The sequence below is a fragment of the Duganella sp. GW821-FHT07G03 genome, assembly GCF_059418605.1.
The window spans coordinates 81,103-99,526 of record NZ_JBWKQE010000003.1 but is presented as its reverse complement, the minus strand read 5'-3'; the positions used below and the strand labels follow the sequence as shown (position 1 = coordinate 99,526).

The 18,424-nt window shown below is 63.8% G+C and carries 15 protein-coding genes; 4 read left to right on the top strand and 11 right to left on the bottom strand.

All coding sequences use genetic code 11. From position 1 onward, the window contains the following. Positions 1-199: 199 nt before the first annotated feature. The gene (locus AC07OK_RS06145; protein ID WP_494689462.1) at positions 200-3,394 is read left to right on the top strand and encodes a di-heme oxidoredictase family protein; all 3,195 of its coding nucleotides are present in this window, start codon (positions 200-202) and stop codon (positions 3,392-3,394) included. Between the two features lie 15 nt (positions 3,395-3,409). On the opposite strand, the gene AC07OK_RS06140 is transcribed toward AC07OK_RS06145, so the two are convergent. The 5 genes from AC07OK_RS06140 to AC07OK_RS06120 all read right to left on the bottom strand — a co-directional run bounded on the left by AC07OK_RS06140 (position 3,410) and on the right by AC07OK_RS06120 (position 8,758). Next, positions 3,410-4,291, bottom strand: a complete 882-nt coding sequence (locus AC07OK_RS06140) for a copper resistance D family protein (RefSeq protein WP_494689461.1) — start codon at positions 4,289-4,291, stop codon at positions 3,410-3,412. Beyond that, a complete protein-coding gene (gene copC, locus AC07OK_RS06135) occupies positions 4,291-4,668 on the bottom strand; it encodes a copper homeostasis periplasmic binding protein CopC (RefSeq protein ID WP_494689460.1) in 378 nt (125 codons plus the stop codon). Before copC ends, AC07OK_RS06140 begins: the two co-directional genes overlap by 1 nt. Before the next feature lie 11 nt (positions 4,669-4,679). Next, complete coding sequence (locus tag AC07OK_RS06130; RefSeq protein WP_494689459.1) at positions 4,680-6,071, bottom strand: multicopper oxidase family protein; 1,392 nt, start codon at positions 6,069-6,071, stop codon at positions 4,680-4,682. Then, entirely contained in the window at positions 6,068-7,426 is a 1,359-nt protein-coding gene (locus AC07OK_RS06125; RefSeq protein ID WP_494689458.1) for a TolC family protein, read from the bottom strand. Before AC07OK_RS06125 ends, AC07OK_RS06130 begins: the two co-directional genes overlap by 4 nt. 483 nt (positions 7,427-7,909) lie before the next feature. Next, a complete protein-coding gene (locus AC07OK_RS06120) occupies positions 7,910-8,758 on the bottom strand; it encodes an endonuclease/exonuclease/phosphatase family protein (protein WP_494689457.1) in 849 nt (282 codons plus the stop codon). Between the two features lie 104 nt (positions 8,759-8,862). Here AC07OK_RS06120 and AC07OK_RS06115 point away from each other — a divergent pair, with 104 nt between their 5' ends. Both AC07OK_RS06115 and AC07OK_RS06110 read left to right on the top strand, forming a co-directional pair. After that, positions 8,863-9,915, top strand: a complete 1,053-nt coding sequence (locus AC07OK_RS06115; protein WP_494689456.1) for an RNA-guided endonuclease InsQ/TnpB family protein — start codon at positions 8,863-8,865, stop codon at positions 9,913-9,915. Between the two features lie 93 nt (positions 9,916-10,008). Then, positions 10,009-10,482 carry a DUF8737 domain-containing protein gene (locus tag AC07OK_RS06110; RefSeq protein ID WP_494689455.1) on the top strand — a complete coding sequence of 158 codons (474 nt, stop codon included), beginning with the start codon at positions 10,009-10,011 and terminating at the stop codon, positions 10,480-10,482. Between the two features lie 6 nt (positions 10,483-10,488). Here the strand turns inward: AC07OK_RS06110 and AC07OK_RS06105 are convergent, their stop codons facing one another. From AC07OK_RS06105 to AC07OK_RS06090, 4 genes are read right to left on the bottom strand one after another with little or no spacing between them, the layout of a single operon-like run. Beyond that, on the bottom strand, positions 10,489-10,953 hold the full coding sequence (locus AC07OK_RS06105; protein ID WP_494689454.1) for a GNAT family N-acetyltransferase: 465 nt from the start codon (positions 10,951-10,953) through the stop codon (positions 10,489-10,491). A gap of 8 nt (positions 10,954-10,961) precedes the next feature. Then, positions 10,962-11,738: an enoyl-ACP reductase FabI gene (gene fabI, locus AC07OK_RS06100; RefSeq protein WP_494689453.1), complete on the bottom strand. Its 777-nt coding sequence runs from the start codon at positions 11,736-11,738 to the stop codon at positions 10,962-10,964. Next, positions 11,735-12,928, bottom strand: a complete 1,194-nt coding sequence (locus tag AC07OK_RS06095; RefSeq protein WP_494689452.1) for an acetate/propionate family kinase — start codon at positions 12,926-12,928, stop codon at positions 11,735-11,737. The genes fabI and AC07OK_RS06095 overlap by 4 nt, the downstream gene beginning before the upstream one ends. A gap of 4 nt (positions 12,929-12,932) precedes the next feature. Continuing rightward, positions 12,933-13,883: a phosphate acetyltransferase gene (locus AC07OK_RS06090; protein ID WP_494689451.1), complete on the bottom strand. Its 951-nt coding sequence runs from the start codon at positions 13,881-13,883 to the stop codon at positions 12,933-12,935. Between the two features lie 165 nt (positions 13,884-14,048). Between AC07OK_RS06090 and AC07OK_RS06085 the strand changes: the two genes are divergently transcribed. Beyond that, positions 14,049-16,931 carry a DUF2135 domain-containing protein gene (locus AC07OK_RS06085; protein WP_494689450.1) on the top strand — a complete coding sequence of 961 codons (2,883 nt, stop codon included), beginning with the start codon at positions 14,049-14,051 and terminating at the stop codon, positions 16,929-16,931. Here the strand turns inward: AC07OK_RS06085 and AC07OK_RS06080 are convergent. Both AC07OK_RS06080 and AC07OK_RS06075 read right to left on the bottom strand, forming a co-directional pair. After that, positions 16,924-17,766: a hypothetical protein gene (locus tag AC07OK_RS06080; protein WP_494689449.1), complete on the bottom strand. Its 843-nt coding sequence runs from the start codon at positions 17,764-17,766 to the stop codon at positions 16,924-16,926. The genes AC07OK_RS06085 and AC07OK_RS06080 overlap by 8 nt on opposite strands. Then, entirely contained in the window at positions 17,763-18,347 is a 585-nt protein-coding gene (locus AC07OK_RS06075) for a sigma-70 family RNA polymerase sigma factor (protein ID WP_494689448.1), read from the bottom strand. Before AC07OK_RS06075 ends, AC07OK_RS06080 begins: the two co-directional genes overlap by 4 nt. Between the last annotated feature and the right edge of the window lie 77 nt (positions 18,348-18,424).

The following is an 18,424-nucleotide window of genomic DNA, read 5'->3' as shown; positions in this document are numbered from 1 at the left end:
CGACTCGGGATATCTTCACAATCATTGCCCTATTGAAAGTTTTCATAAAACTTAATCCGGGCGAGTTTCATCTGCACCCACCCAGCAAGCCCAACCTTAACTGAATCGCAGTACCCGACAGGAAAGCCACGCCCGGATGTGGAATCGCTTCCACGCCCTCCGATTTTCGCCACCACGAATCAGGACCGAAGGACGCACCATGAATAATCGTTGCAGGAATCTAGCGCTAGCGGGTCTCCCCGTAGCGTTGTCGCTACTGCTGGCCGCTTGCGGCGGTGGTGGCGAACAGGCCGCCACACCGCAAGCGGCGCGCATGCTCAGCGCGATGAGGCTCCAGGGTGGCGCCGCCGCCTCGGCCGAAACTGCGCTGACGCCAATCAACGCCACGGCCAGTTCGTCCGAACGGGGCGATTTGTCCGCGGCTGCGGCCATCGACCATAACGACAGCACCCGCTGGAGCAGCGGTTTCAGCGACGACCAGACCCTGACGCTGGACTTCGGCACGTCTCAAACCATCAGCCGTGTCCACATCGCCTGGGAAAACGCGCATGCCGCCCAATACCAGCTGCAAGTGTCCGACGACAACGCGACCTGGACCACGATCAAGACCGTCGACAACAGCCAGGGCGGCATTGAAGACTGGATCGGCCTGACCGGCCAGGGCCGCTACTTGCGCGTGCAAGGCCTCAAGCGCTCCAGCCAGTACGGCTATTCGATCTTTGAAATCCAGGCTTACACCGGCACGCCGGTTACAACACCGCCGGTGGACAACACGCCACCCGTGGTGATCGACCCGAGCAAGCCAGGCGTGGCCATCAAACCGCTGGCGGCGACCTCGTCGGCGGTGGAGAACGGCGGCCTGTCGGCGAGCATGGCCATCGACGGCAAGGCCACCACCCGCTGGGCCAGCACCGCCGAAGACGGCGCCTGGATCCAGTTCGACTTCGGCGCCAAGACCCAGGTCGGCTACATGAAGCTGCAATGGGAGAACGCCTACGGCAAGCAGTACGCGCTGCGCGTGTCCGACGACGGCCAGGCCTGGTCGCAGGTGCGTTACGTCGGCGCCGGCCAGGGCGGCACCGAAGAGTTCTACAACCTCGGCATCAACGCCCGCTACATCCGCCTGCAAGGCGTGGCGCGCGCCACCCAGTACGGCTACTCGCTGTACGAAGTCGAATTCAAGACGCCGGGCAGCGACAATACGCTGTCCAGCACCACCACCTCGCCGCTGAAATACCCGGCCAGCGGCGCCGGCTGGGCGCCCTTGCCCGCCGCCACGCAACCGCTCGAAACGCTGCAATTCACGCTGCCCGACGGCACCCTGGTCACCCGCTTCGGCGCGCGCGGCCTGGCCCGCCACGGCCGCGAGCGCGGCGAAGAGTGGAACGAGATCGGCTACGGTCCGAACGAAACCGTCGATCCGGCCACCGGCCTGCCGCTCGACAAGGGCCCGGGCAACTACCTGACCTTCGTGTCGAACTACTTCAAGAACCGTACCTGGGGCGTGGAGATCATCGACAACAGCCGCGTACCGGGCGTGACCAAGCCGGTGCTGATCGTCAACCAGTACACCACGGTCGACTTCCTGTCCGGCGGCATCGCCTTCTTCCGCGGCTTCGACCGCCCCGGCGTAACCGGCTATGGCTGGATGGCGCCGGGGGAACTGGTGGACCGCAACGTCCCCGTCTGCAATCCGGTGGCCTTCCCCGCCGCCGGCAAGCTGGCCAGCGTCGACGGCATCAACGGTCCCTGCACGCTGCGCATCCGGGACTATCCAGGCCACGGCGCGCTCGACGCCAACGGCATGCCCAACGGCCAGAACGTGCCGGCACGTCCGCTGGTGACCGGCGATATCATCGAAGTCTCGCCGTCGATGTTCTCCACCACCGCATCCATGACCGCCAACGGCGACACCGGCGGCATACGCTACTACTCCTACGAGTGGACCTACGTGGTCGGCGCCGGCCTCAAGCCGTGGTACGGCGTGCAACCGCGTTTGAACTCGGTGCCGCTGCCGGAGGAAACGCTGTCCGGCGGCCAGGGCTCGGTGTCGTACAACTACTCGGACAACGGCCTGTTCATGTTCCAGCAGCCGCACAACAACATCGGCATGCAGAATATGCAGCGCTTTGTTGAAGGCCGCCGCCTGGTGCACACCAACTTCACCACCGGCGACCACAACGAACCGGGCAACGACCGCTACCTGCCGGCCGTGGGTTTGCAGGGACAGCGCTTCAACCAGTCCGCCTGCATCGCCTGCCACGTCAACAACGGCCGCAGCGCGGCGCCGACCGCCATCAACCAAAAGCTCGACAACATGGCCATCCGCGTGGCGACGACCAATGCCCAAGGCCAGCAACTGCCGCACGCGCTGTACGGCACCGCCATCCAGATGAACGCGGTATCGGCCAGCGGCGCGCCGCAGAATTGGGGCAGCACCGTTAGCGTGGGCGGCTTCGAATCCCGCACCGTCAAGCTGGCCGACGGCACCACAGTCGAACTGCGCAAGCCTACGCTGGCCTTCGAGGGGCCTGCGCCGGACATCTACTCGCTGCGCGCCGCCCAGCCGATGATAGGCGCCGGCCTGCTGGAAGCCATACCGGAAGCGGACCTCATCGCCCGCGCCCGCACCGCGCCGGACGCCGATGGCGTGGTCGGCGTGGCCAACTATGTCTACGAACCGGAAACGGGCGCTGTGCGCCTGGGGCGCTTCGGCTGGAAGGCCGGCAAGTCCACACTGCGCCACCAGGCCAGCGAAGCACTGCTGCTGGACATGGCGGTCACTTCACCGGTCTACCCCAACCGCGCCTGCGCCACCGGCCCAACCGGCTGCGCCGCCGGCGGCACGCAGAAAGGCATCTCGGAAGCCGACCTGCAATCGATCTCGCGTTATCTGTCGCTGGTGGCGGTACCGGCCCAGCGCAGCATACCGAGCGGCTTCCCGAAAGGCGTGGCTCCGCTGGATGAACATCGCGTCGATGCCCAGCAAGTCGCCGCCGGCGCCAAACTGTTCCAGGGTATGCGCTGCGTGGCTTGCCACACCGCGGAAATGAAGACTGGTTCCGGCCACCTGTTTGCAGAGCTTCGCAACCAGACCATCCGTCCCTACTCCGACCTGCTGCTGCACGACATGGGCACGGGGCTGGCCGACAAGTTCGTCGAAGGCCAGGCCAAGGGCGGCATGTGGCGCACGTCGCCACTGTGGGGCATAGGATATACGGACAAGGTGATGGGCAACAGCAGCAAGGTCGGCTACCTGCACGACGGCCGCGCGCGCAACCTGACCGAGGCTGTCATGTGGCACGCCGGCGAGGCCGAAAAATCGCGTCAACGCTTCGAGAATTTGTCGAAGGCTGATCGCGATGCCTTGCTGGCTTTCCTGAAGTCCCTGTAGAGACAGCGGCCGCCGTCAGAGCGCTGACGGTGGCTGTTGGGAGGTGAGGATGGCGGCGGCCAGTATGGCGCCAAGCAGCAGCGCCATCTCGATACGCAATGCCAGCCGCACCGTGACTACACCCTGGTACGAACGCGAGGCGGCTGGCAAACCAATGAATTTGTTATAGCCGCCGATGCCGATGGCAGCCAGCACCAGGGCGATCTTGCCCAGCAAGATAATGCCGTAAACGGTATTAATCAAATTCCCGGCGTTGCCGACGCGATGCCAACCACTGTAAATGCCGGTGACAACGATGGCAATAACGGCTCCCATCGCGGCACGCGACATCCAATCCAGATACCGGTTCCTGTCGGCCGCCGACATCTGCGCCGACAGCACGCAGCAGCCAGACACCGCCACCACGCCGACCCAAACCGCGATCGCCGACAAATGGATGGACTCCGCCGCCATCGGCATAGTCCAGATGCCCTCCTCGCCTGCATGTCCCATGGAGGCGCGCGTGACCGCAAACACCAGCATGGCCGCCGCAACGGCCATCTCGCGCCCCGCCGACCGGCCCCGCGGCCAGCGCAGCGCCAACACCACAAGCAGCGCAGCGATGGCGGCGCAGCAGGTCAGGCCGTAAGCCGTGCTGGTGACCATCATCCAGAACATGCTACATGCTTCCAACAGGCCAGTGCCGCCCATGACGGCGGTTGCCGCCAGCAACGACAGAACGCTGGCGACTACGGCAACGCCGGCCGCCAGCAAATCGAAGGAGTGCAACCGTACATCAATACCGGACGGCAGCCAGCGCCGCGCACACCAGGAACCGGCCAGCCAGCTGAAGCCGCACACCAGCAGGAATGCAGAGCTGATTTGCAGCAGCCACACCGCATCGTAGCCAGCCCCCATTATTTGACCGTGAACGTGAAATCGCCTTTGCGGCGATGGCCGTCATGGCCCGCGACCGCCCAGCCGACCGTGTAGGAGCCAGCCGGCAGCTGCGGCAAGACCAGTCGCAGGATCGCTGGATTGGCCTCGTCAACGGTTGCCTTGGCTTTGTCAGCGCCGACAACTACTTGGCCTCCCGCATCCGTCAACGTGATGCTGCTGAAGGCCGGCTCCACCTTTTCGTTGAACGTGAGCGCGATCGCCTTCGGCGCCGCGGCCAGCACGGCATTGGCCGCCGGATCGGAACTCTTCAGGCTTGCGTGGGCGGCGGCGAACGGCGCGGCCAGCGTGGCTGTCACGACGATCGCCGATGCCAGCATGGTTTGTAATGTTTTCATCTGTTTTCTCCTTAATGTCCGCTATGGCCGCTCGGCTTGCGCACGGTCAGCTCAACGTCCGGTTGGTTCAATGCCGGCATGGACTGGCCGCCGGCGGTATATTTGCGTGCTGGTTCCGGCAAGGCGCCGGTCCATTCGTAGGCCTGCGTGCCCGGTGGGTGCTTGTACCAGCCCGGGTCCGTGTAGTCGCCGCGCTTCTGCTCCTTGCGCACTTTGACCACGGTGAACATGCCGCCCATGTCCACGCCGCCAAACGGGCCATCGCCCGACATCATCGGCAGCGTGTTTTCCGGCAGCGGCATCTGCATGCCGCCCATCGAACCACCCTTGTCGCCCATGGTCATGTAGTCCGGTACGATCTTGTTGATCTTTTCGGCGATGCCGCTGTGGTCCACCCCTATCATGGTCGGCACGTTATGGCCCATGGCGTTCATGGTGTGGTGCGCCTTGTGGCAGTGGAAAGCCCAGTCGCCCGGATCGGTGGCGATGAACTCGATCGCCCGCATCTGGCCGACCGCGACATCGGTCGTCACTTCCGGCCAGCGCGAAGCTGGTGGCGTCCAACCGCCATCGGTGCCGGTGACGTGGAATTCGTGGCCGTGGATGTGGATCGGATGGTTGGTCATGGTCAGGTTGCCGACGCGGATGCGCACCTTGTCGCCCTGCCGCACCGGCATCGAGTCGATGCCGGGGAATACGCGGCTGTTGAAAGTCCACAGGTTGAAGTCCAACATGGTGTTGGTCTTGGGCGTATAGCTGCCTGGATCAATGTCGTAGGCATTCAGCAGGAACACGAAGTCCCGGTCCACCGCGTACTGCGTATGGTCTTTCGGGTGCGTGACCCAGAAGCCCATCATCCCCATCGCCATCTGCGTCATCTCGTCGGCATGCGGATGGTACATAAAGGTGCCGGGCCGCCTGGCGACAAACTCGTAGACAAAGGTCTTGCCCGGTTCGATGCCAGGCTGCGTCAGCCCGGTCACGCCGTCCATGCCGTTCGGCAGGCGTTGGCCGTGCCAGTGCACGCTGGTGTGCTCCGGCAGCTTGTTGGTGACGAACACGCGCACCCGGTCGCCCTCCACCACTTCGATGGTCGGGCCGGGCGACTGGCCGTTGTAGCCCCACAGGTTGGCCTTCATGCCGGGCGCCACTTCGCGCACCACCGGCTCGGCGATCAGGTGGAACTCCTTGACGCCGTTATTCATCCGCCACGGCAGCGACCAGCCGTTCAGCGTCACCACCGGGTTGAACGGGCGGCCGTTGGACGGCGGCGGCGGCACGTGGGTGTTCGCATTATCCATCGTCATCGCTTCCGGCAGCGTCGCCGCGCCGGCCTTGCTGATGGCGGCCGCGCTGACTGCGATGGCGCCCGCGCCTTTGAAGAAGTCTCTACGTGAGGTCATGGGTTCATCCTTGTTTCGTTGGCGCTGCCGCCGTTGACGGCTGCTTGCAGGCGGGTCTCGGCGATCCAGAAATCGCGCTGGGTATCGATGGCGGTGTTGACGCTGTTGAGCTGTTCGCGCGAGTCGGCCAACAGTTCGAACACGCTGGCCAGCATGCCGTTGTAGCGCAGCAGGACCTCGTCGGAGATTTTTTTACGCAGCGGCACCACCTCGTCGCGGTAGTTGCGCGCGATCTCGTAGGTTGTGCGGTAGGACGAATACGCCTCGCGCACTTCGGAGCGGGCGCGCACCGCCGTATCGGCAGCGCGGTGCACGGACTGCATGTACTGCGCCTGCGCACGCGCCACCTTGGCGCTGCCCCAGTCGAAGATCGGCAGTTCAAACGTCACCTGGTAGCCGTTTTCACGCGGCAGCCCGATGCTGCTCTTGTTGGCGTAGCCGGCGTCGAACACGTTGATGAAGCCGGTGGCCTTGGTCAGGCCGAGGGCGTCGGCCATGGCTTCGGTATCACGGCGCGCGGCCAACATGTCCAGCCGTTGGGACAAGGCCTGGGCTTCGGCGTTGTTCATCTCGCGCGGTTGCGGCGGCAGATCGGGCAAACGATCCGGCAGCACGAAACTCTGCTGCTCGCCGGACAAGCCCAAAAGCCGTATCAATTGTTCGCGCGAGGCCACCGCTTCGTGGCGGCTACGGGCCAGCTGCGTCAACGCATCCTGGTAGAAGGCGCGCTCGCGGGCCTGATCCAGCTTGCTCCAGTTGCCAGCCTTGGACATTTTTTCCGCCAGCTCGGACGACGCTTCGGCGGCGCCCCGTACCTGATCCGCAAACGCGGCCGATTGCGCTGCCGCCACGGCCATGTAGTAGGCGCGCCGCGTGTCGCTCGCCAGCTGGACGGCCTGCGCGGCGGTGCGCAGCTTGGCCTGTTCGAAGCGCCGCTGTTCGATGCGCGAGCGGGCCGGCAACGTCAGCAGACCGGCGATGTCGAACATCACGCTGCGATCGATTTCGGTCTCGCCGCCGCCGCGTATGCGGCCGAAACCCAGGCTGGGGTTACGCATGCGGCCCGCCTGGACGAACTCGGACTCGGATACGCCCAGCTCCGCAAAGGAAGCCTTGAGCGCGGGGCTGTTGAGCAGTGCGATCTGCACCGCGGTTTCCGGGGACAGCGTTTGCGCCAGCAGCGTGCTTACTTGTCGGTCATTATTGGTGTCGCGGGAGAAGCCGGCCGGCTGGCCAATGCGCTCTTGCGTCAGCCGCGAGACGTCATTCAGCCCGCCGTCACTGGACAGGCTGGCGCACCCCGTCAGCAGAACGAGCGAAAGTCCTGCGGGTAGCAGTATAGGGATGTGTTTCATAGAATTCCTGAAAAATTACGGATACGCGGGACCAGCCCGCAGCGTCGGCAAAGTCAGGACAGGCGCGGCGGACGCTCCAGCGTGGCGGGAATATAGGCGGTCATCGACGGGTCGGCTGCGATGAAGCCGGCGCCGGATACCGATGCGGGCAACACAAGGGACGGCACGGCGGGTGGCGCCAAAGCACCCACGCAGCTGACGCAATGACTGCACTTGCCATGCGCGCCGGACGCCTGCTGATCCGATTTCGCAGGTGCGCAGTGCCCTGCTTTCGCCGCCGGTTGGCTGGCCACCTGCATAGTCGTTGTCAACGCAGCGCACGGAATCAGGACGACAGCAGTCCCTTGCAGCGGCAGGGCTGCTATTAACATCCAGAGCAGGAAACGAATGAATAGGCGCATGGTCGGCTAAATGGTACAGCAGTCTCTCTAAAACAGGCAACTTCGCACACCTTACACCTTCCCACTGCGGTAAGGTCAAGTCCTATTTGAGGATGACCCGTGCGACCACCGGGTGATGGTCGGATGGGTAGCGCCGGTCCAGCGAGTCGCTTAACACCGCATATTTTTGCACGTCGAAATGGCGGTCGACGAAGATGTAGTCGATCCGCTCCGTCATCGCCGCGTCCAGGTGGAAGTCGTTGAAGGTGCCGATGGGGCCATATGGCGGCGCCGCACTGACCCGGAAGGCGTCGCGCATGGCCTTGGCCATGGTCTGTATCTGCACCGTTTCCGGCGTCGAGTTGAAGTCGCCGACACAAATAGCCGGTGCGCCACGGGTGATCTCGGCCATTTTGCGCAACACCAGGTCGGCGGAAGCTCGTCGGGCCTGTTCGCCCTGGTGATCGAAATGGACAGAGAAGACGAAGAACGAGCGGCCGTTGCTCCGGTCACGCAGGCGCGCCCACGACGCCAGCCGGTGGCAGCAGGTCGCGTCCCAGCCGAACGAGGGGCGGTCCGGCGTTTCGCTCAACCAGAAGTCGCCCTTGCCCTGCAAGGCGAAACGGCGCTTGCGAAAATAGATCGCTGAATGTTCGCCGGCGCTCTTGCCGTCGTCACGGCCAACGCCGACATGGTCGAATTCCTCCATCTGGGCCAGATCGGCGATTTGATCGGCCAGGCCTTCCTGGGTGCCGAAGATATCGAACTCGTGGTAGCGGATCAGCGACTTGACCATCTCCTTGCGCGCCGGCCAGGCGTTGGCGCCGTCGCCGGCATTGTTGTAGCGAAGGTTGTAGGTCGCGACATTGATCGGCGCCGCCATCACTGGCGCGCAGGCGATGGCGAGCAGCATGGCAAACATGGACACACGTGCGCGCAGCGAAAACATCATCAGATTTGCTCCGAGAAACCCCGTCCTTCAGGGCGGGGAGTGAAAGGAGCCGACTGCAAAGCAGTCGTCGCCCTTTGGTTAAGATAACTGTATATAATCACAGTATGATTTTGGTCTATCGTTACCGAGTGAAGTCGCTGATCGGCTTGCTGAACAAGCAAAGCCGGGCGTGCAATTTCGTCTGGAATTTTTGCAACGACAGGCAGAAAGACGCTCTGCGGTTTGGTCGTCGTTGGCACACAGGTTTCGACCTGAACAAGCTTACGCAAGGCAGCAGCAAGGAACTGGGCCTGCACTCGGGCACGATCAATGCGGTTTGCGAGCAATACGCCAAGTCGAGAGCGCAGAAAAAGCGCCCTTTTTTGCGCTACCGAGGCAAAAAGAACCTCGGATGGGTTCCGCTCAAGGGGCGCGAACTGAAACGCGAAGGTGATGCGTTCCGGTTCGCCGGCAATACGTTTCGCGTGTTTAACAGTCGCCCGCTCCCGGAAGGCAAGATCAAGGACGGTACGAATTTTTCCCGCGACAGCCGGGGTAACTGGTTTCTCAACATCGTGATTGAAGTTGATGCGACGGCCGCTCACGCGCGCGCGCCGGTGCGAGGGGTGGGAATTGACCTTGGACTGAAAGACTTCGCGACGCTGTCCACTGGCGAGAAAATCGAGGCGCAGCGGATTTACCGCGGTATGGAACAAGCGCTTGCTGTCGCCCAGCGTGCGCGCAAGAAGCGCCGGGTGAGAGCGATCCACGCCAAGATAGCCAATTGCAGAAACGATTTTCACCATAAATTGTCGAGCCGTCTGGTGCGTGAGTTCGACTACATCGCGGTGGGCAATGTGAGCGCCGCCGGACTTGCCAAGACCAGCATGGCGAAGTCCGTTCTCGATGCCGGCTGGTCGTCCTTCCGAAACAAACTGGCGTACAAGGCCGTTAAGCATGGCGCATGGTTCGTAGAAGCGAATGAAAGATTTACCTCCCAAACCTGTTCGAATTGCGGCGCCTTGCCCGGTTCGAGGCCGAAAGGTATCGCAGGCCTTGGAATAAGAGAGTGGCAATGTAGTGATTGTGGTTGCGTACATGATCGCGATCTCAATGCTGCGTTGAACATTCTCCGTCGCGGACGTGCGACGCTAGATGTAGGAATCCCCGTGCTTTAGGACGGGGAGGACGTCAAGGTGCATGCAGCGTATATCGGTTTATCAGCCGCCGCAAGCCCGCTAGACTTCAGGCGTATGGAAACGGAGGCTGCGATGGATACAAGAATTGTCTTTGGAATTGGTGTCGCGTTCGGACTGCTGGCCTGGTCCGTGTTCGGCGCGCTTTATGTGTGGCCGCAGCTGCGGCAGCGCTCCTTCGCCGACGCGCTGCGGCCCTTGCTGGCCATGCACGCGTTTCGCTTCATCGGCATGTCGTTCCTGGTGCCGGGCGTGGTGTCGGCCGATCTGCCCTTGCGGTTCGCCCACAGCGCCGCCTGGGGCGACCTGCTGGCGGCGCTACTTGCCCTGTTGGCCCTGGCGTCATTACGCAGCCGGGCGGGATATGCGTTTGCCTGGGTCTTCAATCTGTGGGGTAGCCTGGACCTGTTTAACGCCTTTTACCAGGCCGGCGCTTCCGGCCTGGCGCCCGGCCAGTTCGGGGCCGCGTACTTTCTCCCCACTTTCCTGGTGCCGTTGCTGCTGGTGTCCCACCTGCTGATATTCCGTATTTTGGTGAGCAGGCGATGATATCTGCTAATCGGCGAGCCCTGACGGGATGATCTCGGCGATCATCTCGCCTTCCTCATCGATGCCGCATTCGTGGAAGCCGAAGCTGCGATAGAACTCGCGCGCCACCGCATTATCCGGCTTGTAGTAGATGATGATGCGCTGGACATCGGGCTTCGCGCGCAGTTCCGCCAACAGCAGCGCCATCGCCTTGCGGCCTATGCCCTTGCCCTGCCGTGGATAATCGACCATGAAGCGGTAGATGCCGTACAGGCCGGGGACATCGTCCGCGCGGCAATCGTATAGCAGGAAGCCGGCAGGCTCGCCGTCGCAGTAGATCCCGTGGGTGAAGAAGTCGGGATAGAACTTGGACTGCGCGATCGAATAGGCATTGCTGTCCAGGTAATCGCGTTGATGTTCCGGCAGTTCCATATCCATGAAACTCTCGAAATTGTCTTCATCGATGTCTTGCAGTGTGACGTGGGCAGCCATTGAGATCCTCAAGCGATGATATTCAGGCCGCCATCGACATACACGGTGCTGCCTGTCAGGCGATGCGCATATTGCGAAGCCAGGTAGGCGCAGGTGTTGCCGACATCGAGGATATCGACCAGTTGCCCCAGCGGCGCCCGTGTCGCCGCGTCGCGCAGCAGCAGTTCGAAGTCCTTCAGACCGGAGGCGGCCCGCGTTTGCAGCGGTCCTGGCGAGATGGCGTGTACGCGGATGCCGTGGGGACCCAGCTCATAGGCCAGATAGCGGCAGCACGCTTCCAGCGCCGCCTTCACCGGGCCCATGACGTTGTAGTTCGGGACGACCTTCTCGGCGCCGTGGTAGCTCATGGCGAACATGCTGCCGCCGTCCGTCATCAGCGGCACGGCCAACTTGGCCATGCGCACGAAGGAGTGGCAGGATACATCCATCGCCTGCAAAAAACCTTCCAGCGAACAGTCCAGCAGTCCGCCTTGCAGATCGGCCTTGGGCGCGAAGGCGATCGAATGCACCAGGATATCCAGCTTGCCTTGCTTCGCCAGCGTGGCAAACAGCGCTTCCATCTCGCCGGGCTTCGTCACGTCCAGCGGCAGCAGCTGCGCGTCGATTTCCGCAGCCAGCGGCGCTACGTACGGCAACGCCTTTTCGTTCAGATAAGTGAGCACGACTTCCGCGCCCAGCTTGCGGAACGCCAGCGCACAGCCCCAGGCGATCGAATGTTCGTTGGCCACGCCCACCACCAGCGCGCGCTTGCCGGCCAAAATCGGATAAATCGTTTCCGTGTTCATGCATGCTCCAATAAGGTCAGCGTGTGACGGGCTATCATCAATTCTTCATTGGCGGGCACCACCCAGACCGCCACTTTGCTATCGGCGGTGCTGATGCGCGCCACGCCGCGCGGATAGTCCGCGTTGGCGGCGGCATCCAGCTTCACGCCCAGCCAGGCCGCGTCGCGGCAGACGGCGGCGCGCAAGGCGACACTGTTCTCGCCTATGCCGCCCGAGAAGACCAGCGCATCGAGCCCGCTCAAGGCGGCCGCCAGCGAACCAAGTTCGCGGCCGATGCGATAGACCATTAAATCAATCGCTGCCTTGGCGCGTGGATCGTCGCTCTGCTCCAGCGTGCGCATGTCCGACGAAATCCCGGAGACGCCGAGCAGGCCCGATTCCTGGTACAGCATTTTCTGCACGGCGCCGACATCCATGCCCAGTTCATCGATCAGGTAGAGCACCACGCCGGGATCGAGCGCGCCGCAACGCGTGCCCATCGGCAGGCCGTCCACGGCGGTAAAACCCATCGAGCTGGCAACGCTGCGTCCCGCCGCCATCGCGCACATGCTGGCGCCGTTGCCCAGATGCGCAGCCACCACCTTGGCGCCGGACAGCGATGGATCGGCGTCCGGCAGGCGGCTGGCGATGTATTCGTATGAAAGTCCGTGGAAACCGTAGCGCCGCACGCCCTGCTCCGTGATCCGCGCCGGCAGCGCGAAAGCCTGGGCTTGCGCCGGCTGCCCAACGTGGAAGGCGGTGTCGAAACAGCCGATCTGCGGCACGCCCGGCGCCATCGCCATCACGGCGCGCACCGGCGCCAGGTTGTGCGGCAGGTGCAGTGGGGCCAGTGGTATCAGCTTCTCCAGCGCTGTCAGCACTTCAGGGTTCAGGCGCTGCGGCCCGCTGTAGGCCACGCCGCCATGCACAATGCGATGCCCGACCGCCACCACGCGATGGCCTTCGAGGTGGGTCTGCGAGAAATCGATCAGGAAGCGCATGCCGGCTTCGTGGTCCAGCGGAGCGTCCGGCCAGCTGCGCTCTCCAATGGATTTGCCCTGCGCGTCCTGGGCGCTGAAGCGCGTGACGCCGCTGTACAGGTTCTCGATCTTGCCCTTGAAGGTCAACGCCAGCGCGCCGCCGCTGAACAGCGAGAACTTGATGCTCGACGAGCCGGCGTTGATGACGACGATGCTATCGTTGGGGGCCATCGCGTCAGTCTCCGAGGATGCGGGCGCTGGCCAGCTTGTCGTGCGCCACCAGCACCGCCACCGCGCAGGAGGCGAGGCGCGCGGTCACCGAATCGGCGCGGCTGGTCAGGATGATCGGCACGCGGGCGCCGAGCACGATGCCGGCCGCCGCGGCGCCCGCCATGAAGGTCAGGCTCTTGGCCAGCATATTGCCTGCTTCCAGATCCGGCGCCACCAGGATGTTCGCCTTGCCGGCCACCGGCGATACAAGATGCTTGATGGCCGCCGCCTCCGGATCGATGGCGTTGTCCATCGCCAGCGGACCATCGAGGATGCCGCCGGTGATCTGGCCACGGTCCGCCATCTTGCACAGCGCGGCTGCGTCGATTGTCGACGGCATCTTGGCGCTGACCGTTTCGACCGCCGCCAGGATGGCCACCTTGACGGGATCGAACTTGAGCACATGGGCCAGGTCGATGGCGTTCTGGATGATGTCGACCTTGTCGTCCAGCGTGGGATTGATGTTGACGGCTGCGTCGGTGATGATCAGCGGCTCGCTGCGGCCCGGCACGTCCATCACGAAGCAGTGGCTCAGGCGGCGGCCGGTGCGCAGGCCGGTGTCGCCGGCCACCACGGCGCCCATCAACTCGTCGGTGTGCAGGCTGCCCTTCATCAGTACCGAGGCTTTTCCTTCGCGGATCAGCTCCACCGCGCGGAACGCCGACGCGTGGCTATGTTCAGTGTCGATCAAGGGTAGCGCCGAGATGTCCAGTCCCGCCTCTTCCGCAGCCTTGCGGATGCGCGCCTGCGGACCGACCAGTATCGGGCTGATTAAACCCATGCGGGCGGCGTCCAGCGCCGCCTCCAGCGCATGGCGGTCGCACGGGTGCGCGACGGCGACCGTCACGGGGCCTACTTTGCGCGCCGCAGCGATCAGTATGTCGTAATTCGGGTGAGACGTGTTCGGGGCATTCATCTACTCTCCTCGGCGGTAAGCCAGGGAAATGATAGCAATAACTGCAAATAAAGCAATTGAAAATTGCTGCGCTGCCGCATGGATTTTTTTCAGATGGTTTAACCCCGTTTGCTGGGCTGCGCCGTTTCATGTTGGACGCCGGGCTTTTCCGGTGAAGGAGACGTCATGTTACGCCCACTGCTAGTCGTGTTTTTTATGGCGGTATCGACGATGGCCCACGCCATCGCGCCGATACCGCCCATCATGCCGCCCCGCCTGATCGTGCCGCGCGCGCAAACGCCGGTGCGTCTGCAAAGCCTGCACCTCAACGCAGAGATTAGTGGAGGCCTGGCGCAAACCACCGTGGAGATGGTGTTCTACAATCCCAATACGGTTCAACTGGAAGGCGAGCTGCAATTCCCGCTGCTGCCCGGACAACGGATAACGGCCTTCGCGCTGGATATCGACGGCGCGCTGCGGCCGGCCGTGCCGGTCGAGAAGGCCAAGGGCCGCATGATCTTTGAAGAGGTCGAGCGCCGCCGCATCGATCCGGCGCTGCTGGAGGTCACGCAGGGGAACAATTTCAAACTGCGCGTTTATCCGATACCGCCGCGCGGTACCCGCACCGTGCAGCTGAAATACGCCGAACCGCTGGCGCGCAATGAAGGCCAGCGCCTCTATCGCCTGCCTCTGGCGTACGGCGACGCCATCGCCGAATTTGATCTAGAACTAAACGTGCACGGCGCGACCTCCGCGCCGCAGCCTCGCGGTGTGTTGGGCGGCATGCAGTTCGAGCGACAGCAGGACGGCTATCGCGCCCGCGTGACCAAAAGCGCTTACCGCGCCGATGGCACGCTGGAACTGATACTGGCCGCCTCCACGCAGCCGCAAACGTTTGTGCAGGAATTTGACGGCGATACCTACTTCCTCTGCGAGATCGCCGTCGGCGGCAACAGCGCGCCACAGGTGCGCATGCCGCCTGCCGTATTGGGACTGTTGTGGGACAGCTCCGGCTCGGGCGCACAGCGCCAAACCGAAGCCGAACTGGCCGTGCTGGATCACTACTTCAGAGCCGTGCCCAATGTGGAAGTGCGCCTGATCCGCCTGCGCGACCGCGCCGAGGCCAGCCAGCGCTTCCGCATCTTCAACGGCAATTGGAGCACCTTGCGAACCGCACTGGCGGCAACCGCCTACGATGGCGCCAGTGCGCTCGGCGCGTGGAAGCCGGAAGCGGACATCAACGAATACCTGTTGGTCAGCGACGGGCTGTCCAACTATGGCGATGCGCCCTTCCCCACACTGGCCAAGGCCCAGCGCTTGTTTGCCTTGAATTCGGCGCTGGTGTCGGACAGCGGGCGCCTGGCCGCGCTGGCGGAACGCAACGGTGGCCGCCTGGTGCAGCTGCAAGCGGACCAGCCGGCGCAAGCCTCGCAAGCGCTACTGGCGGATACGCTGCGATTGAGCGATATCACCGCCAACGGCGCCAAGGATATTTCGGTGGAATCGCATGAACCGCAAGACGGCGTGCTGCGCATCACAGGGCGACTGGCGCAGCCCTCGGCGGAACTGACACTGACCTTGACGCAGCAAGGCAAGAACCACACTGTGACCCTGCCAGTGAATGACGGTGCGCCATATCATCCGCTGGCCGCCGGCGTGTGGGCCGGTTACCGCCTGCAAGCGCTGGAGGCGGACTATGACTTGAAGCGCGGTGAAATCCGCCGCATCGGCCAACGCTTCGGCATACCCACGCGCGAGACCTCGCTGCTGGTGCTGGATCGCCTGGACGACTACATACGCTACGACATCGAACCACCGGCAGCCTACAAGGAGGCCTACGCCCAGCTCAAACAGAACCGGCTTGTATCGCAACGGCGCGTCACCGTTCAGCACACCGACCAGATTGTGCGCGAGTTCGAACAAAAGGTCGCATGGTGGGAAAAGAGTTATCCGAAGTCCGGCGTGCCAAAGCGGATAGACCTCAAGGAGTCCGGCGAAGTATCAGCCGACGCCGCGCCAGAGTCAATCAGGGCGGCACGCTCGGCATACGCGCCGCCACCGGCGCCTCTGGCAGCGCCCGTGGCAAGCTATGGTCGAATGGAGTCACAACGCGCGGAAACGACCGCTAAGCCTCAGGCGGCAGCGGTCGGCGACCCAGGCACCGCCAGCATCCAGCTCAAGAAGTGGTCACCCAACGAGCCGTACCGCGCCCGCATGAAGTCCGCCAAAGCGGCCGACCTGTATGCGATTTACCTGGACGAGAAACCGAACTACACCAACAGCAGCGCCTTTTTCCTGGACAGCGCCGACATGCTGCTCGAACAAGGCCAGCGCGACCTGGCGCTGCGCGTACTCTCGAACCTGGCGGAAATGAACCTGGAAAACCGCCAGGTCTTGCGCATCCTCGGCTACCGCCTGCTGCAGGCTGGTGAGCCGGCGCTGGCGATTCCGGTCTTCCAGCAGGTGCTGCGGCTGGCCGAGGAAGAACCGCAATCGTATCGCGACCTGGGACTCGCCTACGCCGCCGCCGGCCAGGTGCAACCCGCAATCGACCAACTTGCGGAGGTGCTCAACCGCCCGTGGGACGGCCGCTTCGCCGAGATCGAACTGGTGACGCTGGCGGAGCTCAACGCCATCGTCGCCAAGGCCGCCGCCAAGCCGGATACCAGTCGCATCGACCGCCGCCTGCTGCGCAACCTGCCGCTGGCCTTGCGGGCAGTGCTGACCTGGGACGCCGACAACACCGACATCGACTTATGGGTCACCGATCCGAATGGGGAGAAATGCTACTACGCCAACCGCTACACCTACCAGGGCGGCCGCATGTCGCGCGACTTCACCGGCGGTTACGGGCCGGAGGAATTTTCACTACGGGTGGCCAAGCCGGGCAAATATCGCGTGGAGGTCAACTCGTTCGGACATAGCCGGCAGATCGTGGCCGGCGCCACCACTGTGCAACTGCGCCTCAGCACCGGCTTCGGCACGCCGAAACAGCGCGACCAGATGGTGACGCTGCGCCTGCGCGACACTGGCAGCACGGTACTGGTCGGGGAATTTGACGTTAATTGATCGCGTCGAGCTGCTGCCGTAATTCTGGCGGCACCTCGGCATCGGGATAGCGCATGCGGAACTTCAGCCACTCCGCCTGCGCTTCTTTCGTTTGGCCGGCCTTCAGCATGTCGGTCATGCGCGCCAGCCAGGCCGGCGCCGACAAGGTTTCCGCCGCTGGCGCGCTCCGCATCGACACTGGCGCCGCAGCGGAATAGCCCAGCGCCTTCGGATCAGGCGCGGGCGCAGCAAGCATCATAGGCTTCTGCGCGCGCGCGTAGTCGGCGCTGGCCGACGATTCGACAGCAATTGGTTTGGGTGGCGACGGCGCCGCTGCGATGGCGCCATCCGCGATGACGATATCAGCGACAGGGGCCGGCCGCGTCGCTGTCCGAACCGTTGACCGCTTCACCTGCGCGAGCTTCGGCGGGGGCGGCGGTGGTGCCGACACGGCAGCGGAAGGCGCTTGCTCCGCCGGGCTTGCGGCAACCATTTTTGCATCCGGCGCCGCAGCCTCCTGCGAGACCACCTCCGGTCCGAACGCCTGCGGCATCAAGCCGCGCACCACAAACAAGGCCAGCACCACGCTGGCGGCAAGGCCGAGCGGAACCCGCGCGCGCCGCAGATAGTGGCGCGCCGGCGGTGCTGCAGGCACGGCATGATGCACAGTGTCGTTGGCCGCCGCACCCGGCACGGCGGCACCGTCCAGGTCCGAGGCCGCCCGCGCCAGGATGGCGGCCGACAAAGCCTCCGGCAGCTGCGGCTGCGGCAGCTCCCGCAGCTGACGCGCCACATCCCCCTCGCCTTTGAGGAAGTCTTCGAACTCTGTGTCTTCAGTGTGATCGTGTGGATTCATGCTCTCGCCTCTTCGGCCGCCGGCGCCAACTCCTGCCGTAACTTGCGCATCGCATAACGCAGGCGGCTTTTCACAGTCTCCACCGGCGCCGCCACCAGTTCCGCGATTTCTTCCAGGCTCATGCCGTTGAACTGCTGTAGCACCAGCGCCTCGCGCTGGTCGACCGGCAGCAAGCGTATCATCGCATGCAAACGGCTGGTCTGCTGCTTGCGTTCCAGTTGGCCGTCGGGCGCCGGGCTGTCATGTGCGGCGTCGGCCATGTGATCGAACCAATCGTCCTCGCCGCCGTCGCTGGCCAGCAGCACGTGCTCGTTCAGGCGTATCAGGTCGATCAGGCGGTTGCGGGCGATCTGGAAGAGATAGGTGCGGAAGCTGGCGCCGGGCTCGTAGCGCGCGCGGGCCTGGTGCAGATTGGCCCAGCTGTCCTGCATGATGTCGTTGACCCACTCGCGGCGCGGCGATCGCCATGCCAGGAATAGATACAAGCCCTGGCTGTGCCGCCGATACAGTTCCGCGAACGCCGCCAGATCGCCATCGCGATAGCTGAGCATCAGGACTTCATCGGATCGTGGCGCGGACATGGCGTAATGATAACGCAAGCGCCTGGCCGCGAAAGCCCGCGTATTGTTACCAAATATTGCCGGCCCCGAAAGGCGTC